Source organism: Acinetobacter sp., assembly GCF_041919735.1.
Classification (GTDB): Bacteria; Pseudomonadota; Gammaproteobacteria; order Pseudomonadales; family Moraxellaceae; genus Acinetobacter.
Window position 1 is genome coordinate 199,823 of the sequence record NZ_JAYRTF010000002.1, and the last position, 24,015, is coordinate 223,837.

Below are 24,015 nucleotides of genomic sequence, written 5' to 3' on the forward strand. Positions count from 1 at the left end.
GATATTTTTATGCAATGGCAAACTATTTTATTAGAACAACGTAATGGCGTCGGGCTGATTACATTAAATCGTCCTCAAGCTTTAAATGCACTGAACAACCAGCTGATTATTGAAGTCAATCAAGCACTGGATCAGCTTGAAAAAGATCCAAATATTGGCTGTATCGTGCTGACAGGTTCCCAAAAAGCGTTTGCAGCTGGCGCCGATATTAAAGAAATGGCGGGCTTAAACTTTCCACAAATTTATCTGGATGATTTTTTCAGCCTTGCTGATCGAATTGCTCAGCGCCGCAAACCTTTGATTGCAGCGGTAAGTGGTTACGCTTTGGGGGGCGGTTGTGAATTAGCGTTAATGTGCGACTTTATTTATTGTGCTGATAATGCAAAATTTGGTTTACCCGAAGTGACCTTGGGCGTCCTTCCTGGGATTGGGGGTACGCAGCGTCTAACTTTAGCCATTGGTAAAGCCAAAGCCATGGAAATGTGCCTGACTGCACGACACATGGGTGCTCAAGAAGCAGAACAAAGTGGTTTAGTTGCGCAAGTATTTACGCAAGAAGAATTGCTTGAACAAACGCTGCAAGCAGCCGAAAAAATTGCTGAAAAATCTCTGACGGCTGTAATGATGATTAAAGAGTCAATTAATCGGGCATTTGAAGTGAGCCTTGCTGAAGGTCTGCGATTTGAACGAAGAGTATTCCATTCAATTTTTGCAGGTTCTGATCAGAAAGAAGGGATGCGTGCATTTGTTGAAAAGCGTCCAGCCAAATTTACTCATCAATAAGGGAAATCATCATGAGTAATGAAAATAATTTGATCACGACAGTTCAAGGCGGTTTAGGCATTATTAGTCTAGATCGTACAACGCATTTAAATGCGCTATCTTTGCCGATGATTCAGGGAATTACCGCTCAGCTAGAAAATTGGAGTGATCTGCCTGAAATACAGGCGATATTAATCAATTCCAACAGCCCTAAAGCTTTTTGCGCAGGTGGCGATATTCGTTATTTGTATGACAGCTATAAAGCGGGAAATACACAATATCAGGACTACTTTGCTACCGAATACGTCATGCTGAATACCTTACGTCAGTTTGCCAAGCCCGTCATTGTGTTCCTTGATGGTTATGTATTAGGGGGCGGATTTGGCCTAGCGCAAGCCTGTCATATTCAGGTTACCAGTGAAAAATCACGTTTTGCGATGCCAGAAACGGCAATTGGTTTTTTCCCGGATGTCGGTGCGACACACTTTTTATCACGGCTTGATGAAATTGGTGTTTATCTGGCTCTTACAGGTGAGCAAATCAGCAGCAGCGATGCGCTGTATTTAGATCTCGTCGATTATCATTTACCGAGTGAACGCTTCCCTGAATTGCAGGCAGCTTTGATCGCAGCATCTTCTTTAAACCCTACTGAAATCAGAAAAATTATTAGTGGTTTTATCACGACCCCAGTAGAAAGTGAACTCAAGACATTGGCGGATCACATTCATAAGCATTTTGCCTATCAAAACCTTGATGAAATTGAACGAAGTTTAGCCCATGAAACTGATGCTAAGGATCAAAGCTGGGCAGATAAGACCTTGAATACGTTGAAACAGCGCCCTTTAATCGCGAAGCAAACGAGTTTGAAATTACAGCAAATAGGACAAAATTTGTCGCTTGAAAAGTGTATGCAGCTTGAGCGTGATTTACAGGATATCTGGTTTGAGCAAGGGGATTTTATCGAGGGTGTGCGGGCTTTAATTGTTGATAAAGATAAAAATCCGCAGTGGCAAACAGAGAATTCAAAATTTGAGAAAACTTTGGAAAAGTTGTGGCCAGTGTGGAGCAAACAGTCTATAGAGCACATGTATAACACGGTTGTTTAAGTCCTTTATGAACCCAGTCCATACAAGCCTTAAATACCATAAATTGATTGATATGATTTTTAGGCTTGTATGGTTTTTAGAGGATTGTCAGCTTTATCGATATAAAAACCCATAAAAATAGAAAAATTTCAGGAATGAATATGATGCGGATAGCTATCAAAATAGTGTTGGTCTTCATCTGCTTTCCACAGTAAAACCAGCTGCTGTTCATTTCATTGTGGCAATAATGCTGTCGGAATATATTTGAGTGAGAGATCAATTTTCACTGGCGATATTTAGGACTATGCTTATTGCGGTTCCATTCATTATTTAAAAGATATAAAAAGCTCCTCAGGTATTTTTAATTCAGAATTTAAGACAATGGCTTGATCGGACTGCCGCCGAAAGCTTGCATCAATGCCACATAAGAATTATTTTGATAAAAAAGGAGTTAAATCATGAGTAAGAGCGAACTTGCTGAGTGGATTATAGAACAAACCAGTGATGCAGTAATTTATGCAGATCATCATGGCAATGTTCAACGTTGGAATGATGCTGCCAGTCGATTATTTGGCTTCTCAAAGGCTGAAATGCTGGGGCAAAGCCTTGATGCCATTATTCCTGAACGTGCACGCAAAGCGCATTGGCATGGTTTTAATCTGGCTATCCAAAGTGGAAATCTTCGATTATCAGGTCAACCCACTTTAACGCGAGTCGTTCATAAAGATGCAGAGAAAAAGCTCTATGTAGAAATGAGTTTTTCCTTAATTAAAGATAATGACGGCAATGTCTTAGGAAGTGTTGCTATGGCTCGTGATGCGACGGATTCTGTTGCACAAAAAAAGCAAAGCAGCCTGAATTCAACGAAATAAGTCTAATTCGCAATCCAATTTTTGAAAGTGCGCTGATTGGCGTTTAAACAATCAGCGGCCACTGCAAAAAACGATTTTAATATCTGAAAGTATGTGATGATTCGGTTCTTCAGGCAGTATTGGTGGGGCTGAATAGAGGTTTAGGATTTCTTTTCTTCATTATTCGACTTATTAACGATTAACTCCAAATTAAGCATTTGATTTCTAATCATGAGAAATATGAAATGACCCATCCATACCTCAGTAATACTATTAAAAACTTGTCGCGTACAGGGCTTGTTGTTCAAAATCAATCACAGAAACCGCCCTCACTATTGATTTTTATTGATTCTGTATTACGCGGTATCGGGCAAGTCATGCTGCAAAATAACAGCTATACAGGCTTAATTTTTTTAATAGGAATTTTTTACAACTCCATAGTATTGGGATGTGCTGCTTTATTGGGTGCAATCATCAGTACATTCAGTGCAAGCTTACTAGGTGTGAACACTGCCAGTATCCGAGAGGGACTCTTTGGTTTCAATGGAGCTTTAGTTGCAATTGCGCTGTTATATTTTCTTGAGCCGACATGGATCACTTGGGGCTATATTATTTTAGCCACCGCCAGCAGCACGATTATGATGGCAGCCACATTAACGCTAACCAAAGTCTGGAAGCTCCCGACGCTCACCGCTCCATTTGTAGTGACAACATTGCTGTTTATCTTGGCTTGTGCACGTTTCGGTCAGTTGGAATCCACAGGAATGCTACCAACGGCGAACTTGCCCTCAGCAGCGATCAGCATTGAAGGGATTGTAACGGCTTCTACGGTGATTGAAGGTGTTTTTACTGGAATTTCACAAGTCTTTTTTCAGGGCAATAGCGTGACTGGGGTAATCTTTCTTCTTGGTTTATGCATTAACTCACGTATCGCCTGCATGGCTGCATTTTTGGGCTCATTGCTTGGCGTATTGATTGCTTGGGGAATGGGCGCGGCGGAGCCAGCGATTCGTGCCGGTGTATTTGGGTTTAATAATGTATTAACAGCCATCACCTTTGCTGGAGGGATTTTCCTGATCAATAAATCCACCGCTCTTTATGGCCTATTGGCAGTCATTGTGACCTCTTTTGTGTTCGCAGCACTCTCTGCTGCCTTAGAGCCGATAGGCATGCCTGCATTGACGTCAGCATTTATTCTTGTGGTCTGGTTATTTATTTTGGCGGCACCGCTTTTTTCAAATATCACACTGATATCAGCTTCAGACCAGTAATCAAAGGTCTTTGGTGCTTCATCAAAATAGTCAAAGGGGGAAATTGGGTAAGTATCCAACATAGAATACATCTCTAAGATATTAAAAATATAAGAGATTAAGCGGGTTAAAACTCACCATGAAGTAAAGCCAAAGCAAGTATTTTGAGCATTAAGCCATTGCCTTAAACTCAGTAATTTGCCGAATCAGTTGATCTAAAGCTGCTTGTGTCTGTTCGTTTAATTCAAATGAACAATTGATCCGAATATGATGCGGCGTTTTATCAGTTCGATAAAACAATGCACCCGATGCAACTCCCACCTTGTGTTCCAGCATTTCATGGTAAATTGCATTGCTGTTGATCTGCTCAGGCAAAGTCATCCATAAAAAATAGCCTGATGGATAATAATGCACTTTACATGTCTCAGGTAATCTTTCAGTGAGATATTGATAATATTGATTTTTTAAGCGTTTGAGCGTGTTGCGCAAAGTTTTTAAATGCTTTTCATAATAACGGTGCGACAGATAATCCATCAAAGCATTTTGAATGAAAGAGTTCACTGAGAGCGTGCTCATTAACTGCAAATGCTGAATGCTTTCCGAGAACTTTCCTGCATAGACCCAGCCAATTCGGAACCCGGCGCCCAAAGTTTTAGAAAATGAAGAACAATGCAAAACTAAATTCTGCTGATCAAAATACTTCATTGATAAGGGTTTTTTATGATCAAAATAGAGCTCTTCATACACATCATCTTCAATCAGATAAATCTGATGTTCCTGTAATAATTTTGCCAACTGCAATTTAATTTCATCACTGACGGTAAAGCCAATCGGGTTGTGGCTGTTCAGCATCAGCAAGCAGACTTTAATCGGGTAATTTGACACGGCATTCTTAAAAGCCTCCAAGTCCAAACCGTGTTCTGGATGCTCAGGAATAGTGATGACTTTTAAGCCCAAATGTTCTGTGGCTTGCCATGCGCCATAGAAAATGGTTTCTTGCAGAAGAATATAATCCCCTGGCTGGGTCAGGGTTTGCAAGGCCAGATTGAGTGCATCTAAACCGCCGGAAGTGATGACAATATCGGACGGATCAGTGGGGATGCCTTGCATGCAATAGCGCTGCGCAATGAGTTTGCGCAGCTCCAAATTGCCCGGCGGCAAACTTGGCATTTGCTCATAGCTTAAACGGTGTTTGGCGCGTTGCGCCAAGGTTTGCATGAGTTTGGGCGAATACAATAATTGACTGTCAGGAAAGGCAATGCCAAAAGGCACAATATCTTCAGACTGAATCGATTTTAAATAACGGAATACTGTAGAGTTAATTTCAATTTTTTCATTCAGAATCACTGTCTTGGCAATTTCTGCATTGTTTGGATCTTCGGCAATAAAATAGCCCAGTTTTTCTTTGGAATATATCAGTCCTTGCGCTTCAAGTTCCTGATAGGCATTCATGACGGTGATTAAGCTGAACCCTGATGCTTGCGCTTGCTGACGCAAAGAAGGCAGCTTTTCATTGGCTTTCCATGCACCGCTTTCAATCAGATGCTTCAAACTGAGTGCAAGTTGTTCAGATTTATACATAGTCAATGACTCAAATGATTCACAAAGGAAGTATGGACAGCGCAGGCTGCCCATATTTTAAATTTTTACTGCAGCTCATCACAAAGGCTGGATTTTAATCATTAAAAATTAAACCCAAACCGGTTTAATTTATGGGTAAGCAAAATATAACAAGACTTTAAATACGCCTGCAATCAGCGCCAATCCCAGAAAACCGGCTAGCCATAAGCACACAAACCATTGTGTGGAATTCATGTTGTTGAAAAACCTAGGCATTTAGAATTCTCCATCACATTTTTGACTTTATCTCGCGGCTAAGTCTTAGCCGCGAGATAATGCAAAATAGGTTGAATAAAAAACTGCTGAAATTTAATGATAACCATCATCACCAACGCGAACTTTGTCGCGGAATACCCAATACGATAAGAAGGTATAGGCAATAATGATCGGAATTAGAATTACAGCACCGACTAAGGTGAATTTCAGGCTTGATTCAGGTGCAGCAGCCTGCCAAATGCTGACAGATGGCGGAATGATATTAGGCCATAAGCTGATCACAAAACCCGTAAAGGCTAGGAATACTAACGCTAAGGTGTAGATGAAAGGCTTAATTTCATTTTTATCTTTGCACGCATTTAAAATAGAGCCCACAAAATAGAAGACCAAGATTGGTACAGGGCTAAAATAAAATACATTTGGCAGAGTAAACCAGCGATTGGCAATTTCTGAGTGAGTCAGTGGAGTATATAAACTCACACCTGCAAAAATCAGCAGCAGTGCAATCAGAAGTTTAGGCATAAATTGATACATATGCGCTTGCAATTTAGCTTCTGTTTTCCAAATTAACCAACCACAACCTAAAGTTGCATACATGACAACTACGCCTAGGCCAGTGAAAATAGAGAAGGGCGTTAACCAATCCCATGCACCGCCACTATAAATGCCATTGGTGGTTTCAATTCCTTGAATATAAGCCCCTAAAATCACGCCTTGGAAAAAGCTCGATAAAATTGATCCCCAAATAAAGGCTTGATCCCATAAATGCTTGGTTCGGGTTGCTTTAAAGCGAAATTCAAATGCCACACCACGGAAAATCAGTGCTACGACCATAAAGGTGATGGGTAAGTACAGTGCGGACAGGACCGTTGCATAGACTAAGGGAAAGGCTGCAAATAAACCCGCACCACCGAGTACCATCCATGTTTCATTGCCATCCCAAACCGGTGCAACGGTATTCATCATTACATCGCGTTCTTGATGGTCTTGAATGAATGGAAACAAAATCCCAATACCTAAATCAAAACCATCCATAATCACATAGATCAATACCCCTAAACCAATGATACCGACCCATACTAACGCTAGATCAATCATGGTGATTCTCCTTATTATGGTCAGTTTCGGATTTTTGCTGTTCCGTTCCGTGATCAAAGGCATCATCAACTGCGCTGAGTGGACGCAATGGTGTTTTGAAATGTCCAGGTCCGCCATTTTCGGGTGCCAAGCTTTCTATAAATGCAGGCCCTGTTTTGATGAGCTTGAGCATGTAATAAATACCGCTGCCAAATACGACGGTATAGACCAGAACAAAAATGATCAGACTCAAACCGACTTGATTGGCTGTTACTGCATGCGATAAGCCATCTTGCGTGCGCATCACGCCATAGACCACCCACGGCTGACGTCCAACTTCAGTGGTAACCCAACCTGCAAGCAGTGCGATATAACCTGTAGGTCCCATGATGATGGCAAACTTATGAAACCATGATGTTTCATAGAGATGTCCAGTTTTACGCAGCCACAATGCAGCCAATGACAGTAAAACCATCAAGGTTCCTAGACTGACCATGACGCGGAAGCTCCAAAACACAATCGGCACATTGGGGCGGTCTTCTTTGGCAAAGTCTTTTAAGCCTGCGACTTCTCCTTCCATTGAGTGGGTTAAGATCAGGCTACCCAAGTTTGAAATACCCATTTCAGCCGCGTTACGTTCATTTTCCATATCCGGCAATGCGAATAGGAGTAAAGGCATGCCATGATCACGATTGGTTTCCCAGTGACCTTCGATTGCAGCCAATTTGGCCGGTTGGTATTTTAGGGTGTTTAAACCGTGATGATCACCAATCACCACTTGCAGGCATGAAGTGACAAGGACCATCCACAGCCCCATAGAGAATGATTTTTTAACCAATTCATCACGGCGTCCTTTGAGCAAATGCCATGCCGCAGTCCCGACGACCAAGAGTGAAGACACCAAGAAAGCTGCTGTTGCCATATGGGCAAAGCGGTAAGGGAAAGAAGGATTGAAAACGATCGCCCACCAGTCTGTTGGGATAATGATGCCATTTTCAATCGCAAAGCCTTGAGGGGTTTGCATCCAGCTATTGGACGATAAAATCCAAAACATGGAAATGCAGGTGCCAATCGCCACCATCAATGTTGCAAAAAAGTGCGCTTTGGGACTGACTCGTCCCCAGCCAAATAGCATAATGCCGAGGAAGCCTGCTTCAAGGAAAAAAGCGCTTAAGACTTCATAGGTCAGCAATGGACCCGTGACTGAACCTGCGACACGTGAGAACTCGCTCCAGTTCGTGCCGAACTGATAGCTCATCACGACACCAGAAACCACCCCCATACCGAAAGCAACGGCAAAAATTTTAATCCAGTATTTAAATAAATCTTTATAAACCGGATCTTGTGTTTTCAGCCATTTCCATTCTAATAAAGCAAGGAAACAGGCTAAACCAATTGATGTTGCAGGGAAAATAATATGAAAAGAGACAGTGAAAGCAAATTGTATCCTTGCTAATTCTAAGGCGGTTAATCCGAGACTCATACAATTGTTCTCCGATGATTCAAAGGGATGCAGAAAACTGCCCAAAGACAGTGAAAAAAATCAGAAAAAAGAATAGATCGCTCCATAGAAACTACCTATTGAAAATGGTTTGTTCTATTCTGCAGAGGTTGCTTTTGAATAAGTAGGTACAAAAAAATGGGCAATAAAATATAACAGAGCACATTTATATGACCTTCTTGTTATATTTTTTTCTTGGCTTTTTGTAGCTACATCTCAGGTCTCAATCTGTTGAGAATGTCTGCAATGAAAGGATTGAAGACCTGGGGTGGTGCTGTGTTTGTGACTGAAAAATTGAATATCATTTCAACATTGATTGAGAGGCAAGGCTTTTCAGAAAAATTGCAAAAAATGCTTGGGCAGCATTATGTCAATTTGGAAGCAACCTTGTTGCGCGCCAAGGTTTTACGTGAATTTTCAACTTCTAGAGTGCAGTATATTGCTCAGTCTACGATTCAAACAGAACAAGCGAACCTTGGCTTTTTATTTGCGCCATTTATTTTAGCAAATCTCAATCAAAGCGTGATTTATCACAGTCCTGCAACTGCTCCGGTGCTCAGTATTCTGGGCCGCTATTATCAGGTGGGGCAAATACAAAATTTAAAGATTGATGAAGTCTTGTCAGCGTTGAATCTGTATTTGGATTTGGCTGAAACGTCATTTAGTGAAGCTGATTTTTTCTATTTTTCCCTGATCAAAGCGCTGTGCCGTTCGGATGTTTCTCAAATCTTTTTAATCACGGACTTAAAGCTGGATATTGCGCAATTTGCTGAGGTGGAAAAGTTTTTTAAAGTTGTGATTCATTATATTGAGACTGACCCGCAAGATAAAATTGCGGAGGCGGCTGAACTGAATATGCGTCAATTATTCTTTAAAAACAAAGATGATCAATATATTGCCTTGTGTGAAAAATTCTCAAAACTGAATGCTCAGCTGCTTCAGTGCTATGGTATTTATAGCCAAGGACAAGCGGTACAACTGGTCGAAGATATGTTTTATGCCGAACATATTTATGAAAAATTATCGGTCTATGGGGAATATATACAGACACGTTTACAACATGATGAGCACAACATAAACGCTAATTTTTTAGCTTAATGCAGCATATCAATCGTCCTTATTGATCTTTTTTCAACATTTAGTTTTTCCTTGTTATTGCACACATAGGTCATTCACATGTTTTTATATACAGACTTTGATCAAAACTTACTTAATGAACGTGTTGCACAATTTCGTGATCAAACTCAGCGTTATTTAGCTGGGAAACTCACCGAAGAAGAATACCGACCATTACGCTTACAAAATGGCTTATATATCCAACGTTATGCGCCAATGCTGCGTTTGGCAGTCCCATACGGATTGATGAACTCAAGGCAATTACGCAAAGTGGCAGATGTTGCGCAGAAGTATGATCGTGGTTATGCACATATTTCGACCCGTCAAAATATTCAGCTCAACTGGCCTCAGCTTGAAGATGTACCTGATATTTTACAGGAGCTCGCAACGGTACACATGCATTCTATTCAAACCAGTGGTAACTGTATTCGAAATACGACCACCGACCAGTATGCAGGTGTGGTTGAAGGGGAGTTGACAGACCCACGTCCAACGTGTGAACTGATTCGTCAGTGGAGTACCTTTCATCCAGAGTTTTCCTTCCTTCCACGTAAATTTAAAATTGCAGTCTGTGCACACCCTGAACAAGACCGCGCTGCCACAACCTTTCATGATGTGGGAGTTTATGTGGTGGAAAATGAAAATGGCGAATTGGGCTATCAAATTAAAGTCGGTGGTGGTCTAGGACGGACACCTTTAGCAGGGCATATTATTAAGCAATTTTTACCGCGTGAGGATTTAATTGCTTATTTGGATGCGATTATGCGGGTATATAACTTGCACGGTCGCCGCGACAATAAATACAAAGCTCGGATTAAAATTTTAGTTAAAGCACTCACTCCAGCAGGTTTTGCTGAAAAAGTTGAGGCTGAATTTAAATACACACAAACCAAACTGAAAGTTCAGTCCGAAGTCTTGGCAAAAATGGATGCCGTCTTTGCACCATTTATGTATGAGGCTTTAGAAGATGAGAATCTTGAAACGCTATTTCAGCAATATCCGAAGTTTAAGCATTGGTTTAATCTGAATACTCATAAACATAAAGTAACTGGCTACCGTATCGTTACGATCAGTTTGAAACGAGCAGGGGTAGCGCCAGGTGATATGACCTCTGATGAAATGCACTTAATTGCAGATTTAGCCGACAAATATACCTTTGGTGAATTACGTACCACACATGAGCAAAATATTGCTTTAACCGATGTGAAACAAAAAGATTTATTTGAAATGTGGCAAGTGCTGGATCGTGCCAATTTAGCCCGTGCCCATATTGGTTTTCTCACCGATATGGTTTGCTGTCCGGGAGGAGATTTTTGCTCGCTGGCCAATGCCAAATCGATTCCTGTATATGAAGCGATTGCTCGCCGTTTTGATGACTTAGATACCATTTATAACCTTGGTAAAGTCGATTTGAATATTTCAGGTTGTATGAATGCCTGCGGACATCATCATGTCGGTAATATCGGTATTTTAGGGGTCGATAAAAAGGGCGCAGAATATTACCAAATTACTCTCGGCGGTAACTCAGATCATGACGCATCGATTGGCGATATTTTAGGACCGTCTTTTCCTGCTGATAAAATTCCTGATGTTTTGGAAGAAATTCTCAATACTTATCTAGATTTACGTCTAGAAGATGAATCCTTTCTTGAAACTTATAAACGGGTTTCGATTCAGCCATTTAAAGAACGGGCTTATGCGGACATAAATTAAAGTGTTAGATGTCCGAACCCGATTGAATCGACTAAAAACTCCTAGCTGCCAAATTATGTTTATTTTGGCAGTGTGGGGTTTGGCTTATGGTTTGCAAAAGCTGCTGAACTTACCCGTAGCCTCAGGTGTGCTTGGGTTTTTCCTACTGTTGTTCTTCCTCGAAATGAAATGGTTGAAATTGGCGCATGTTGAACAGGGCGCAGATCTGTTATTGGGTGAGCTTTTGCTATTTTTCATTCCGCCAGTGGTCGGGGTGATTCAGTATCAGGATTTATTGATGACTAGTGGTTGGAAAATCCTGTTGGTGATTCTGATCAGTACTGCTTTGGTGATGATGGCTTCGATTTATACCACGCAAATGTTCTTTAGACAGGAAAGCATACAACAGGAAGATTCGTATGACTGAGTTCTGGGGATTCTTTTACTTAGTTTGGACAGTGCTTTGCTATTTTTTTGCAAAGCACCTTTTTATTCGAACCCAAAAAATCTATTTATCTCCAATTATTGTGGTCCCTGTACTCAGTATTGGGCTGATCTTTATTTTTCAGCACCAGTTTCAAGACTATTACCGTTATACCCAATATTTGGTGGCGATGCTTGGACCAATTACGGTGGCTTTTGCCATTCCTGTATTTCGTTTTCGCAGCATGATCCGGCAGCATTTTAAAGTCTTAATGCTCAGTTCAATGATGGCAATGTTGGTAGGGATTTTAAGTAGTTGGCTGTTGGCCAGTATCTTCAATCTGGATGATATCGTCAAAAATAGCCTTTTGGCGCGTTCTATCTCCATTCCATTTGCATTGGTTTTAACAGAAAAACTTGGTGGTTCCATCAGCTTGATTCCGCTCTTTACGGTGATTACTGGCTTGGTCGGCATGCTTTTGGGTGATTTGTTATTACTGTGGATGAGGTTTAAAAATCGAATTGCATACGGAACTGCATTTGGCAATGCCGCGCATGCGATGGGGATTGCTCGGGCAAGGCAGCGGCATGAGTTGGAAGGAGTCATCGCCAGCCTCTCAATGATTATTTCAGGCATCGTCATGGTGCTGTTTGCGCCCACAGTGATTGCATTGACGAAATGTATCCTTAGCATTTTATATTTTTAAACTTAGATTCTAAAATGAAGTGCAACAGAGATTAAATTATTGGAAGGAAGCAAGATGAGCTAGCATTCTGCTTCCGACTGACCAAAGTCAAAGTTGCATCATGAACTATACTCATCTTACCCAAGAAGAAAGATATCAGATTTATACACTGTTACGTGAAGGTTTTTCTAAACGTTACATCGCTTGGAGATTAAATCGTTCACCTTCCACAATTTCTAGGGAAATCAAACGTACCGCAGATAATGGCAAAGAGCTCAGCCTACATGAGTACGTTGCTGAAGAATTAGAAATAGACTGGTACTTCGCTGATCCTTATAGCGCTTGGCAACGAGGCACGAATGAAAATACAAATGGCTTAATCAGGCAATATATTAGAAAAGGCAGTGATTTAAATCTCTATACAGATGAATATATCTTAGAAATCACACAACGTATTAATCATCGCCCAAGAAAAAGACTCGGCTTTAAAAGTCCGAGTCAGGTATTATGCCAACAACAGGGTGTTGCACTTCAAATGCTAATCTAAGCTTTAACACATCGCATATTAAATGCACGCGGAGGCATTAAAATGCCTACATTACTCCCCTTCATCGAATAAAAAATTGCAGTCAGAATAAACATGAACAGAAGCGCTTGTCCTGTGATCAAGGATTTAAAAATACTTGAACCTCTTGGTCGGGCGTTTTGATTGAATTAAGGCTATGCGCGGTTACACCAATAATATTTTTAATAATGAGGTGAAATAATGGATATTGCAAAGAACACGATATGCATCTGGTACGATAACGATGCTGAAGGCGCTGCACGGTTTTACGCCGAAACATTTCCAGATTCATCAATCATTGCGCTGCACCATGCACCGAGTGACTATCCATCCGGCAAGGAAGGCGATGTATTAACTGTCCAATTTACCGTTCTAGGCGTTGCATGTTTAGGGCTCAATGGCGGGCCGGCTTTTAAACACTCTGAAGCCTTTTCCTTTCAAATAGCAACCGAAGATCAAGAAGAAACAGATCGTTACTGGAATGCCATTGTCAATCATGGCGGTCAAGAAAGTGAATGCGGCTGGTGCAAAGACAAATGGGGGATTTCTTGGCAAATTACCCCAAGAATTTTAACCGAAGCTTATACAGGCTCTGATCAAGCAGCCGCAAAAAGAGCCTTTGAAGCCATGATGACCATGAAGAAAATTGATATTGCTGTAATTAAGGCCGCCATTGCAGGTTGAAATGTCACGGCTATTGAAATTAAGCTAAAATGGAAGAACAGGATTCAGCTGTTAAGGCTTTGAGCCTGAAGCAGTATAGAAATATTTTTATGCAGCGCGTTTATATAAGTCCATACTTTTTGCTGCCCAAAGAGCTGCAGCCATGCAGACACATCTAATCTAAATAGCTTGCAGTGTTTTTCAATATTGGCTTTGTGCAAGACTGGGAGCATCTGCACTCAGCATTGTGCAGGCGTTTAGATGCATCGTATTTGATTGCTGGATCTTTCAGCCGTATCTATCTCTTTAGGCACGCCCCGCTTCTGCAAACAAGCATAGTGAATCTGGCGATAAACGCGCTATCATAACTGCAGTAATCTTTTGGACGCCGTTATGAAAATCATTGCAGATGAAAATCTGGCATTTACCGATTATTTTTTTGCCGAATTCGGTGATATTCAGCATAAAGCTGGGCGTACGTTGACGCATGATGATGTGCAGGATGCCGAAGCATTGCTGGTGCGCTCAGTGACTAAAGTGAATGACACCTTGATTCAGCAGACGGCTTTGAAATTTGTCGGCAGCGCAACCATCGGCACAGACCATTTGGATATTCCCGCTATAGAAAAGCAGGGCATAGCATGGTCGAATGCGGCAGGCTGCAATGCGCAGGCCGTCGCTGAATATGTCATTACCGCTTTATTGAAATTAAAACCTGAACTGCTGGATGCCAATGGCGCATTCACTTTAGGCATCGTCGGCTTAGGCAATGTCGGTTCGCGCTTAGCAGTGATGGCTCAGCTTTTGGGCTGGAACGTGATTGGCTATGATCCTTTTGTGCAGCGCGAGCAGGTGCAGCAAGTCGGCTGGGCAGAATTATTAGCAACGGCCGATGCTATTTCAACGCATGTGCCTTTGACTCAAACTGGGCCGCATCCAACCTATCATTTAATCAATGCCGATGCTTTGTCGCAGATGAAAGCGCAAGCGATTTTGATTAACTCTGCACGCGGGCCAGTGGTTGCAGAAGCTGATTTGATTGCAGATATTCAAAAGACCCAGCGTCAGGTCGTGCTGGATGTATTTGAGCATGAGCCGGATATTTCCGAAGAGTTGCTGAACCTGATCACTTTGGTTACGCCGCATATTGCAGGCTATAGCTTGGAAGGCAAAGCGCGCGGTACGCAGATGATTTACGAGGCTTTCTGCACAACCTTTAAGCAGGCTGCAGATAAGCGCTTTGAGACGCAGCTGCCCGTTTGTGACGCTCTATTTGCCAATCAGCCGCTCAAAGCGGTATTGAAGCAGCATCTGGCTGAAATCTATGATATTGCCCGTGATGATGCAAATTTAAGAGCAGCCGTAAAGGATGGCAAAGTGGATCAAAAAGCCTTTGACTATTTGCGTAAAACCTATCCGCTGCGCCGTGAATGGGCGGCTTATGGAGAGCCTAAAGCATGAGCCAGACTGCCATCCGCTATCAGCCCACTTGTGATTTAAACGCCATGCGCGCGCGTGCGCACATGTATGCGCAAATCCGGCAGTTTTTTGCAGAACGCGGTGTGCTGGAAGTTGAAACGCCTGTGCTATCGCAAGCAGGGGTAACCGATGTTTATTTGGCTTCGGTGCAGGCGCAGCGCCATGTTAATGGCAAACCGCATACGCATTATCTGCAGACTTCGCCTGAATTTGCCATGAAGCGCCTGCTCGCCAGCGGCAGCGGCCCCATCTATCAGATCTGCAAGGTTTTCCGCGATGATGAGCATGGCCGCAAGCACAACAGCGAATTCACCATGCTGGAGTGGTACCGCCCGGGCTTCAGCTTACAAGATCTGATGTTTGAAGTGACGGATCTGCTGAATGTCACTTTAGCGCAGCGCTTTGGCGCCGTCCGTCCAACCATTTTGAGCTATAAGCATGCCTTTATGGATCGGCTGGAATTAAATCCGTTGCAGGCCACCCTGCAAGAGCTGAAAAACTGCTGCAATCGAGTCGGGCTGAATCTGGATTTAGGCGATGACCGTCTGGGCTATATCGATCTGCTGTTCTCGCATTTTGTCGAGCCAAGCCTCGGGTTTGATACGCCTGTTTTTTTGACGGATTTCCCGCCCGAATTAGCATCTTTAGCGAAAACCCGAATTGATGAAGACGGTGAGCTGGTTGCCGCGCGTTTTGAGCTGTATATTGACGGTTTGGAGCTGGCGAATGCCTATGATGAACTGATTGATGCAGAAGTGCTGCGCAGCCGTTTTGAAGCGGATAACCGTGAACGAGAAAAACTCGGCCTGCATGTCATGCCTATCGATGAATATTTGCTGGCCGCGCTGCCGAATATGCCGGAATGCTCAGGAATCGCTTTGGGGATTGACCGCCTGCTGATGATTGCCGCTGAACAGCTGAAACTTGAACACGTGATTGCTTTCCCGGCCGCGCAATCTTAAACCGTTCTCCCCAAATGCATCTCATTGCTGTGTTTGGGGAATTAAAATCAAAGCGCAACCCAATCGATTCCGTGCATCATCATCAATAACAAGAATACGGCATATTATGGATGTTCAACTCCGTCAATTCGCGATACACAGTTCTTTTCTTCACGCTCAGCCCGTCAAGCCGCAAGGCATGATCGGTAGCTTGGCGGTGATTAAGCATTTAGGCTATGTGCAAATTGATACGATTTCAGTGGTTGAGTGCGCGCACCACCATATCCTCTGGAACAGTGTTCAGCATTATGAAAAAGAGCACTTAAATACCTTATTGGCCAATAAGGCCGTCTTTGAATATTGGTTCCATGCCGCTTCATACATCCCGATGCGGGATTATCGATATGCGCTCAGGCAGATGAATGCTGTCCGGCGCGGGGAAAGCAAATATTTCAATCAAGGCGATCCGCGCTTGATGCAGGAAATTTTAGCGCAGGCGAAATCAGAAGGAACGGTGTGTTCCCGGGATTTTATGCTGAACAAAGAAAAAACTGCCCAAGGATGGTGGAAATCAGGCGCTGTCCAGAAGTCGATAGAACAGCTTTATATGCAAGGGGACCTGATGGTCTGCAAGCGTTCAGGCGTAGAGAAAGTCTATGCGCTTGCAGAGCAATGCTTGGCTCCCGGAGTGGATCTGACAGAACCGAGCATAGAGGAATATGTACGATACTTATATGAAACAGTCAAAAGGTCACAAGGCGTTTTTACCTGGAAACAATTGCTTCATTTAAAAACCGGAGCGGATTTGAAAAATGCAATGCGCGCGATACTGAATGAGCAGCTCGATGCAAAAGTGATTGAATCGGTTCAGCTGCCCTCCGGCGAATCCATCTATGCTGATGTGGAAAAAATGGATCAATTTGCCTTTATTGAAAAAAAGAGTCCAAATCCTTTCACCCTTTGATAATCTGGTGATTCATCGTGACCGCTTAATGGCCTTGTTTAATTTTGATTATCGTTTGGAGTGCTATGTGGCGCCGGAAAAACGGCAATACGGTTATTTTTGTTTGCCAATACTGTATAGCGCTGACTTGGTCAGAAAAATAGATTGCGAGGCTCATCGCGGACAAGGTGTTTTGGAAGTCATCAGCTGCCATCTGCAAGCCGTTGTTGAGGATAAAGCGCATTTTATTGCGCTGTTAAGTGCGGAGCTGGAGCGTTTTGCTGCATTTAATCATTGTCAGCTAGATCAGCAATTTCAACAAAAACTCAAGATCAATGAACAGTCTATATTCATAATCATGCCCTCTAGCAGATGCGAAAGAGGGCATGATAGATTTTAAAAATTAAACAGCAATATCCGTATGAGCTTGCTTTAACTCAGCCAAAGCTTTGATGCGGCGCTCAATCAGCATTTCACCAATATCCGGCCCCTGAATCTCAGGCGGCAAATCCTGTGCTTTGATGCTGCGCGCCACTTGCATCGCATCCAATACATACTGCGCCTGAGGATAGTCACGGTCTTCCAGGCCCAAACGGCCGCGGGAATCGCATTCACAGGCTTGTACAAACGCTTCAACACGTTCAGGACGGCGCAGCACATCCAGCCGCTGCAGCAGGCGCCATAACGTGCCGGGTTTCAGTGTCAGCGCCTGATGGCATTTTAAATGCTCTTTGCACACGGCTAAAGCCAGCTGTTTGGTATTGGCCGGTACGCGCAGCCGATCACAGACTTCAGTCACGGGTTGAATGCCGCGCTCTTCATGCATGATATGGCGTGGCAGTTCCTCAGCAGGAGTCAGGGCTTTACCCAAGTCATGAACCAATACCGCAAACCGCACATCCAACGAATAATTGGCTTTGCAGGCTTGCTGCAGCGACATCATGGTATGAATGCCGCAGTCAATCTCCGGATGATATTCAGGGCGCTGCGGAATGCCGTACAGCAGATCCAGCTCAGGGAAGAGCACTTTTAACGCGCCGCATGCGCGCAGGACTTCAAAATATTCATCCGCATGATCTTCCATTAACGCGCGGGAGGTTTCTTTCCAGACCCGTTCCGGCGTCAAGGCTTGCAGTTCTCCAGATTCGGCCAATTGCTTCATCAGCGCTAAAGTTTCATCAGCAATTTTAAAGCCTAAGCTTTTGTAGCGGGCGGCGAAGCGCGCAATGCGCAGCACACGGAGTGGATCTTCTGCAAAGGCATCCGAAACATGGCGCAATACACGCTGTTCGAGGTCACGCTGGCCGCCATACGGATCATACAGCTGGCCGCCGTCATCCATTGCGATCGCATTGATGGTCAGATCGCGGCGGATTAAATCCTGTTCCAGGGTAACGGCAACATCTGTATAAAATTCGAAACCGTGATAGCCATGGCCTGATTTGCGTTCAGTCCGCGCCAGCGCATATTCATCTTTGGTTTCAGGGTGAAGGAAAACAGGGAAATCTTTACCCACAGGCTGATAGCCCAGAGCAAGCATTTGTTCCGGCGTTGCACCGACAACAACATAATCTTTTTCGTGATAGGGGTGCCCGAGCAGCTGATCTCGCACTGCACCGCCTACTAAATAAACTTGCATGAAAAAACCTCTATTCTTGAAGCCATCATGCAACAGAATAGAGGTTTTCTCAAGTCACAAAGTGTGATCCAGCAGGCTAAATCACAGCGTGTTTCTTTCGTTTTCTTGAATCTCAGCAACAGTTAGCGCAGTCATATTCACCAAACGGCGGGTGGTCGCAGTCGGTGTTAAAATATGAACAGGTTTAGCCGCGCCCAGCAGGATAGGGCCAATGGTCACATTGCTGCCTGAAGTTGATTTTAACAAGTTGAATGAAATGTTGGCTGCATCCAGATTCGGCATAATCAGCAGGTTCGCAGAACCTTTGAAGCGTGAGTTCGGGTATGCGAAATGGCGGATATTTTCATCCAGCGCCGCATCACCATGCATCTCGCCTTCGACTTCAAGTTCAGGCGCAATTTCTGACAAGATGTCATACACCTTGCGCATTTTTTGCGCGCTTGGATCGTGCTGGTCTGAACCGAAGCTAGAGTGAGAAAGCAGCGCCACACGCGGCGTAATGCCAAAACGGCGGACTTCTTCAGCCGCTAAAATAGTCATTTCCGCCAATTGTTCAGCAGTTGGGTTGCGGTTGATGTAGGTATCCGCAATGAACAGGTTGCGGTCTTCAAGCATCAGGGCATTCAGGGTAAAGAAGTTATTGCGGCCTTCTTTTAAACCAATGACATTGCTGACAAAGTCTAAGTGGATGTCATAGCTCGAATAAGTACCGCACAGCATGCCGTCTGCTAAACCGTGACGGACCAGCATCGCGGCGATCAGCGTAGAACGGCGGCGGGCTTCACGCTGCGCATATTCAGGCGTCACGCCTTTACGCTGCATGATGCTGTAGTAGTCATCTGCAAATTTATCGTAGTCAGGGTTTTTCTCTTGATCGACAATCGTGATATTCACGCCATCTTCAAGACGCAAGCCTAATTTTTTGATATTTGCTTCGATCACCGCAGGGCGACCCACCAAAATTGGTTTCGCCAAATCTTCATCTACTGCAATTTGCACAGCGCGGAGCACACGCAGATCTTCGCCTTCGGCATAAGCAATGCGTTTCGGATCGGTTTTTGCTTGCGCAAAAATAGGCTTCATCATGAATGCTGAGTTGTAAACAAACTCAGACAAGCGTTGACGGTAAGCAGAGAAGTCTTGAATTGGGCGTGTCGCAACGCCGGAATCCATGGCTGCTTGAGCCACTGCAGGTGCAATTTCAAGAATCAAGCGCTGATCCAATGGACGCGGAATCAGGTAATCACGGCCAAATGATGCAGATTTTTCACCATAAGATGCAGCATCGGCTTCAACATGCGCCATGCGCGCAATGGCATGCACACAGGCAATTTTCATATCTTCATTGATGGTGGTCGCGCCAACATCCAGCGCGCCGCGGAAGATATAAGGGAAGCACAGCGCATTGTTTACTTGGTTTGGATAGTCTGAACGGCCTGTCGCCATAATCACATCCGAACGCGCTTCATGCGCATGTTCTGGAAGAATCTCTGGATCTGGGTTGGCCAGCGCAAAGATGATTGGATCTTTAGCCATCAATTTAACCATTTCTTTGGTCAAAATGCCTGCAGCTGAAAGGCCGAGGAACATGTCCGCGCCTTCCATCACATCAGCCAGCTGTGAACCATCGATGTCCTGAACATAAGCTTTTTTAGACTCATCCAAACCTTCACGCTTAGTTGTCAGCAAACCGCGCGAATCGGCCACAATGATGTTTTCTTTCTTCGCGCCCAGCGCGCAAAGCAGGTTCAAGCATGAAAGCGCAGCTGCGCCTGCACCTGATGCAATAATTTTGATTTCATCAATTTTTTTGCCGTTCAGCTGCAAAGCATTGAGCAGTGCTGAACCAACGATAATTGAAGTACCATGCTGGTCGTCATGGAACACAGGAATATTCATGCGTTCACGAAGTTTTTGCTCGATGTAGAAGCACTCTGGGGCCTTGATGTCTTCAAGGTTGATGCCGCCAAAAGTCGGTTCTAAAGCTGCAACGATATCTACGATTTTGTCTGGATCGTTTTCAGCGATTTCAATGTCAAAGACATCGACACCAGCGAATTTTTTGAAAAGTACGCCTTTGCCTTCCATTACAGGCTTAGACGCTAATGGACCAATGTTGCCCAAGCCCAGTACGGCTGTACCGTTACTGACTACTGCAACAAGATTACCGCGCGCTGTGTAAAGCGCTGCGGTAGATGGGTCACGTTCAATTTCTAAACAAGGTGCGGCTACGCCAGGTGAATATGCGAGAGCTAAATCATGTTGGTTGACCAATTGTTTGCTGGGAGTAACGCTGATTTTTCCCGGTGTTGGAAATTCGTGGTAATACAAAGCCTGCTGTTTTAAAGATTGATCTTCCATCTGTATCTCGTTTGTTCTGAGTTGCCCAAAAATACGGGTAGTGTTTCTTAAATTAAGCTTGAATATATCATTTGTTAGGCGCTTAGCCCAGCAGCTAAAGCGCCTTTTTCCAACAAACTTATCGCTGAATAAGTTTAACTTATAGTCAGCATGTATAAGTGGGCGCAGGCATGTTTTGCTCTAAATAATGAGTTGCTTCCGCTTCTGGAAGCGGCTTGGAGAATAAATAGCCTTGCGCGATATCGCAGTCTAAATCTTGCAGGTATTGCAGCTGCTCTTGTGTTTCGATTCCTTCAGCTACAACAGTGAGCCCCATGGCTTTGCCCATGGCGACCATCGCGCTGACGATGGCTTCCTGTTTGCTGTGCCCGATTTTAGAAACAAAACTGCGGTCAATTTTGAGAATATCGAAAGGAAAATCAGCAAGATAGGATAAGGATGAGTAGCCTGTGCCAAAGTCATCCAGTGAAATGTTGATGTTGCGGTTTTTGATATCTTGAAGCAGGTTTTTAACCGTTTCAGAGTTTTCAATTAATGATGATTCTGTAATTTCAAGCTCTAGGCTGGAACCTGAAATTTGATTGCTTTGAATGGCGGCATCCAAATCTGCCAGCAATTGTCCCCGGCACAGCTGCTGCGCGACGACATTGACTGAGACGCAAATGTTATTAAACCCCATTTTATTCCAGATTTTAATCTGCTTTGCGGTTTGCTGAATGACGATGCGGCCAATATCTGAAATCAGGCTGGTCTGTTCAGCCAGAGGAATAAACAGCCCTGGCGGAATGATGCCTTTTTCCGGATGGTTCCAGCGCACTAAGGCTTCAAAGCCATAGATGTTTTTATCTCTGAAATGGATTTTCGGCTGGTAATGCACCACCAGTTCATTATTTTGAATGGCTTTGCGCAAGTCGCGTTCCAGAAAAATACCTTGTTCCAGCAGGGCAGTATTTTCATTGGAATAAAAGCGGATGGTATTACCGCCCAGTTTTTTCGCTTCCGAGAGCGCCTGTTCTGCACAGTTATCGAGATAATCCAGCTGGCGGCCATGTTCTGGATAAAAGGCAATGCCCATGGACAAGGTGATGACATGGTCTTGGCCGAGGATATTGAATGGCAGGGTAAAAGCCTTTGCAATACGTTCACAGTGTTCGATGACTGAAGGCCGTATATGGGAAATTTCATACACAATGGCAAAATCATCGCCGTTCAGGTGCGCAAGGAATAAAGCCTCTGCATTGGTCAGACGCAGGCGCTGCGCCACTTGCCGCAGCAGCTCATCGCCGCCGTTATTGCTGAGATATTCATTCAGCGGGCGGAAGCGGTCAATGTTTAAACGGATGACCGCCAGCTGTTTTAAGGAATCCTGCTGTGAAACCAGGTATTGGTGCAGCTGATAATTGTAATAAAAGCGGTTCGGCAAATCGGTCAGCGTGTCGTAATTTTCCAGATAAGACAGGCGCTGTTCCTGCAGCTTGCGCTCGGTCAGGTCTGAAACGATGCCGATATAATGCGTGACACGGCTTTGCTCATCGGTGACCGCATTGATGTGCATCCATAAGGTCAGCTCTTTGCCGGAAAGGAATTTTTCATGCAATTCACCGTCATAGTGCTGATTCTGCATCACTTGCTTAAGGATGCCGGCATGGCTGCTGCGCTGCTGCGATTTATAATTGGCCGCAATATCAAATAAATGCTTGCCAATAATCTGCTCATGGCTAAAACCGGTCAGCTGCTCATAAAATGGGTTGACATCAATGTAGCACAGCTCATCATTCAGGATGAAAATGCCTTCAGCAGCCTGTTCCAGCACGCTGGCAGCCAGTTTCAAGCGTTCTTGCGACATGCGCTCCTGATGAATATCACGGCGGATGCCGACCATGCGTGTAGGGCGGTTGGTTCTTGCGTCGCGGGCAATCACATGGCCAATATCATGCACCCAGCTCCATTTACCATTGATCGGATTCAGAATGCGGTAAGTGGACTCATAGCGGTCATTTTGACCGCGCAGGTGCTGTTTCATGGCGTTTTTAAAAGGCGCTATATCATCTGGATGGATGGTTTGCAGCAATTGATAATGATGCTCTTTAGAACCGCGCTGGGTAATTTCTTTATGCGTATTGGTCAGTGAAATTTTCCGGTCTTTGATGTTCCAGTCCCAAGGGCGGAGGCCGGCAACTTCATGCGCCAACTGCAGATTCTGCTGCTGATCCTCCAGATTTTTATTCATCTGCACGATATCAAAGGTTCTTTCTTTGACTTTTTGTTCGAGCAATTGATTGTTCAGCTGCAGCTGCATTTCAATATTTTTGGAGTGGTTGATTTCATCCTGCAGCTGTTTGCACAGATCATCCGTCCAGACCACTTGCTGCTCCGCATCTTTCACCAGCAGGCTGTTTTGCGCATATAAGGTTGAGATGCGGCGGTGGATGCGGTAAGACGTCGTCGCGCAGAGCAGGATCACAATGAGTGCAAAATTGATCGTCAGGCTGAATAAGTGGTCCGTTTTTTCAATAAAAATAAACTGTGAAACCAAATAGGGCACAATAGAGGGCAAAAACGCGAGGCAGAAATAATTCAGCTTTTGCGTCAAATACGTCAGGCCAAAGGTTTGAGTCACAATCAGCAGTAGCGCTGATAAGGTTAAAGCCTGGATGTCGGTAAAATGCGGATTCACAGACGGAAGATAATAATAAAGGATGAAAATGCCGGAAGCGATCAGCGTGCCGATGCTGAAGCATTGGAATTGCAGCCAGCGGTGCGCTGTTTTCAAGCAGAATTGGTGCGGCTTGAAATATACGGTGCTGATCAGCCAGCACATGCTGGCAAATAATTCTGTAGCGATAAACCAGAGGTTGAAGTAAAAATCTGGAGCATTGAAATAAATTTGATAAATACAAAAGATATAGAGGCAGATAATAAGAATGCTAATGAGAAAATAGCGGCTCAGCCGAAGCGTATTCTCAATTTGGGCAGTATAGTTGTACTGCTTAATGAAGTCATATTGATTGTCTGTCATCAATATAAATGCCTATATAAATGTATTAATTGAAGCTTTTTGTTTTATTAGTCCAAACGCTATTGTTTTCATTGCATATTTTTTGCTGTATGCATTAAGACTAAATATGTTGAACATAAAAATCAA

The 24,015-nt window shown here is 43.9% G+C and carries 18 protein-coding genes and 1 pseudogene; 13 read left to right on the forward strand and 6 right to left on the reverse strand.

What is annotated here, in order from left to right:
• Nucleotides 1–9: 9 nt before the first annotated feature.
• The 4 genes from ACE3T3_RS02050 (at nt 10) to ACE3T3_RS02065 (ending at nt 3,969) form a co-directional block, all read left to right on the forward strand.
• The gene (locus tag ACE3T3_RS02050; protein ID WP_374663555.1) at nt 10–783 is read left to right on the forward strand and encodes an enoyl-CoA hydratase; all 774 of its coding nucleotides are present in this window, start codon (nt 10–12) and stop codon (nt 781–783) included.
• 11 nt (nt 784–794) lie between these two features.
• On the forward strand, nt 795–1,868 hold the full coding sequence (locus ACE3T3_RS02055; protein WP_374663557.1) for an enoyl-CoA hydratase/isomerase family protein: 1,074 nt from the start codon (nt 795–797) through the stop codon (nt 1,866–1,868).
• A gap of 437 nt (nt 1,869–2,305) precedes the next feature.
• Nucleotides 2,306–2,719: a PAS domain-containing protein gene (locus ACE3T3_RS02060; protein WP_374663559.1), complete on the forward strand. Its 414-nt coding sequence runs from the start codon at nt 2,306–2,308 to the stop codon at nt 2,717–2,719.
• 224 nt (nt 2,720–2,943) lie between these two features.
• Entirely contained in the window at nt 2,944–3,969 is a 1,026-nt protein-coding gene (locus ACE3T3_RS02065) for an urea transporter (protein ID WP_374663561.1), read from the forward strand.
• 150 nt (nt 3,970–4,119) lie between these two features.
• On the opposite strand, the gene ACE3T3_RS02070 is transcribed toward ACE3T3_RS02065, so the two are convergent.
• The 3 genes from ACE3T3_RS02070 to ACE3T3_RS02080 all read right to left on the reverse strand — a co-directional run bounded on the left by ACE3T3_RS02070 (nt 4,120) and on the right by ACE3T3_RS02080 (nt 8,344).
• Nucleotides 4,120–5,529 (reverse strand): PLP-dependent aminotransferase family protein, encoded by a 1,410-nt coding sequence (locus tag ACE3T3_RS02070; protein WP_374663563.1) that lies wholly within the window; start codon nt 5,527–5,529, stop codon nt 4,120–4,122.
• 348 nt (nt 5,530–5,877) lie between these two features.
• A complete protein-coding gene (gene cydB / locus ACE3T3_RS02075) occupies nt 5,878–6,882 on the reverse strand; it encodes a cytochrome d ubiquinol oxidase subunit II (protein ID WP_009518252.1) in 1,005 nt (334 codons plus the stop codon).
• A complete protein-coding gene (locus ACE3T3_RS02080) occupies nt 6,875–8,344 on the reverse strand; it encodes a cytochrome ubiquinol oxidase subunit I (protein ID WP_374663565.1) in 1,470 nt (489 codons plus the stop codon). The genes cydB and ACE3T3_RS02080 overlap by 8 nt, the downstream gene beginning before the upstream one ends.
• A 294-nt stretch (nt 8,345–8,638) precedes the next feature.
• Here ACE3T3_RS02080 and ACE3T3_RS02085 point away from each other — a divergent pair, with 294 nt between their 5' ends.
• The 9 genes and pseudogenes from ACE3T3_RS02085 (at nt 8,639) to ACE3T3_RS02125 (ending at nt 17,270) form a co-directional block, all read left to right on the forward strand.
• Nucleotides 8,639–9,460: a hypothetical protein gene (locus tag ACE3T3_RS02085; protein WP_374663649.1), complete on the forward strand. Its 822-nt coding sequence runs from the start codon at nt 8,639–8,641 to the stop codon at nt 9,458–9,460.
• Nucleotides 9,461–9,538: 78 nt separating this feature from the next.
• Nucleotides 9,539–11,191, forward strand: a complete 1,653-nt coding sequence (locus ACE3T3_RS02090) for a nitrite/sulfite reductase (RefSeq protein ID WP_374663567.1) — start codon at nt 9,539–9,541, stop codon at nt 11,189–11,191.
• Between the two features lies 1 nt (nt 11,192).
• A complete protein-coding gene (locus tag ACE3T3_RS02095) occupies nt 11,193–11,597 on the forward strand; it encodes a CidA/LrgA family protein (protein ID WP_374663569.1) in 405 nt (134 codons plus the stop codon).
• Nucleotides 11,590–12,300: an LrgB family protein gene (locus ACE3T3_RS02100; RefSeq protein ID WP_374663571.1), complete on the forward strand. Its 711-nt coding sequence runs from the start codon at nt 11,590–11,592 to the stop codon at nt 12,298–12,300. Before ACE3T3_RS02095 ends, ACE3T3_RS02100 begins: the two co-directional genes overlap by 8 nt.
• 100 nt (nt 12,301–12,400) lie before the next feature.
• On the forward strand, nt 12,401–12,826 hold the full coding sequence (locus tag ACE3T3_RS02105) for an IS30 family transposase (RefSeq protein WP_374663573.1): 426 nt from the start codon (nt 12,401–12,403) through the stop codon (nt 12,824–12,826).
• Between the two features lie 219 nt (nt 12,827–13,045).
• The gene (locus ACE3T3_RS02110; protein WP_374663575.1) at nt 13,046–13,528 is read left to right on the forward strand and encodes a VOC family protein; all 483 of its coding nucleotides are present in this window, start codon (nt 13,046–13,048) and stop codon (nt 13,526–13,528) included.
• Between the two features lie 372 nt (nt 13,529–13,900).
• Nucleotides 13,901–14,968: a 4-phosphoerythronate dehydrogenase gene (locus ACE3T3_RS02115; protein WP_374663577.1), complete on the forward strand. Its 1,068-nt coding sequence runs from the start codon at nt 13,901–13,903 to the stop codon at nt 14,966–14,968.
• Complete coding sequence (epmA, locus tag ACE3T3_RS02120) at nt 14,965–15,948, forward strand: EF-P lysine aminoacylase EpmA (RefSeq protein ID WP_374663580.1); 984 nt, start codon at nt 14,965–14,967, stop codon at nt 15,946–15,948. The genes ACE3T3_RS02115 and epmA overlap by 4 nt, the downstream gene beginning before the upstream one ends.
• Before the next feature lie 106 nt (nt 15,949–16,054).
• Nucleotides 16,055–17,270, forward strand: a pseudogene (locus tag ACE3T3_RS02125) (winged helix-turn-helix domain-containing protein).
• A 3-nt stretch (nt 17,271–17,273) separates the two neighbouring features.
• On the opposite strand, the gene ACE3T3_RS02130 reads toward ACE3T3_RS02125, so the two are convergent.
• The 3 genes from ACE3T3_RS02130 to ACE3T3_RS02140 form a co-directional block, all read right to left on the reverse strand.
• On the reverse strand, nt 17,274–18,509 hold the full coding sequence (locus ACE3T3_RS02130) for a multifunctional CCA addition/repair protein (RefSeq protein ID WP_374663582.1): 1,236 nt from the start codon (nt 18,507–18,509) through the stop codon (nt 17,274–17,276).
• Nucleotides 18,510–18,590: 81 nt separating this feature from the next.
• Nucleotides 18,591–20,870 (reverse strand): NADP-dependent malic enzyme, encoded by a 2,280-nt coding sequence (locus tag ACE3T3_RS02135; RefSeq protein ID WP_374663583.1) that lies wholly within the window; start codon nt 20,868–20,870, stop codon nt 18,591–18,593.
• 145 nt (nt 20,871–21,015) lie between these two features.
• A complete protein-coding gene (locus ACE3T3_RS02140; RefSeq protein WP_374663585.1) occupies nt 21,016–23,889 on the reverse strand; it encodes an EAL domain-containing protein in 2,874 nt (957 codons plus the stop codon).
• Between the last annotated feature and the right edge of the window lie 126 nt (nt 23,890–24,015).

Bases quoted from the DNA above. Each gene is read 5' to 3' on its own strand.
- ACE3T3_RS02050 (WP_374663555.1), top strand. From the start codon at position 10: ATGCAATGGCAAACTATTTTATTAGAACAACGTAATGGCGTCGGGCTG.
- ACE3T3_RS02055 (WP_374663557.1), top strand. From the start codon at position 795: ATGAGTAATGAAAATAATTTGATCACGACAGTTCAAGGCGGTTTAGGC.
- ACE3T3_RS02060 (WP_374663559.1), top strand. From the start codon at position 2,306: ATGAGTAAGAGCGAACTTGCTGAGTGGATTATAGAACAAACCAGTGAT.
- ACE3T3_RS02065 (WP_374663561.1), top strand. From the start codon at position 2,944: ATGACCCATCCATACCTCAGTAATACTATTAAAAACTTGTCGCGTACA.
- ACE3T3_RS02070 (WP_374663563.1), bottom strand. From the start codon at position 5,529: ATGTATAAATCTGAACAACTTGCACTCAGTTTGAAGCATCTGATTGAA.
- cydB (WP_009518252.1), bottom strand. From the start codon at position 6,882: ATGATTGATCTAGCGTTAGTATGGGTCGGTATCATTGGTTTAGGGGTA.
- ACE3T3_RS02080 (WP_374663565.1), bottom strand. From the start codon at position 8,344: ATGAGTCTCGGATTAACCGCCTTAGAATTAGCAAGGATACAATTTGCT.
- ACE3T3_RS02090 (WP_374663567.1), top strand. From the start codon at position 9,539: ATGTTTTTATATACAGACTTTGATCAAAACTTACTTAATGAACGTGTT.
- ACE3T3_RS02100 (WP_374663571.1), top strand. From the start codon at position 11,590: ATGACTGAGTTCTGGGGATTCTTTTACTTAGTTTGGACAGTGCTTTGC.
- ACE3T3_RS02105 (WP_374663573.1), top strand. From the start codon at position 12,401: ATGAACTATACTCATCTTACCCAAGAAGAAAGATATCAGATTTATACA.
- ACE3T3_RS02110 (WP_374663575.1), top strand. From the start codon at position 13,046: ATGGATATTGCAAAGAACACGATATGCATCTGGTACGATAACGATGCT.
- ACE3T3_RS02115 (WP_374663577.1), top strand. From the start codon at position 13,901: ATGAAAATCATTGCAGATGAAAATCTGGCATTTACCGATTATTTTTTT.
- epmA (WP_374663580.1), top strand. From the start codon at position 14,965: ATGAGCCAGACTGCCATCCGCTATCAGCCCACTTGTGATTTAAACGCC.
- ACE3T3_RS02130 (WP_374663582.1), bottom strand. From the start codon at position 18,509: ATGCAAGTTTATTTAGTAGGCGGTGCAGTGCGAGATCAGCTGCTCGGG.
- ACE3T3_RS02135 (WP_374663583.1), bottom strand. From the start codon at position 20,870: ATGGAAGATCAATCTTTAAAACAGCAGGCTTTGTATTACCACGAATTT.
- ACE3T3_RS02140 (WP_374663585.1), bottom strand. From the start codon at position 23,889: ATGACAGACAATCAATATGACTTCATTAAGCAGTACAACTATACTGCC.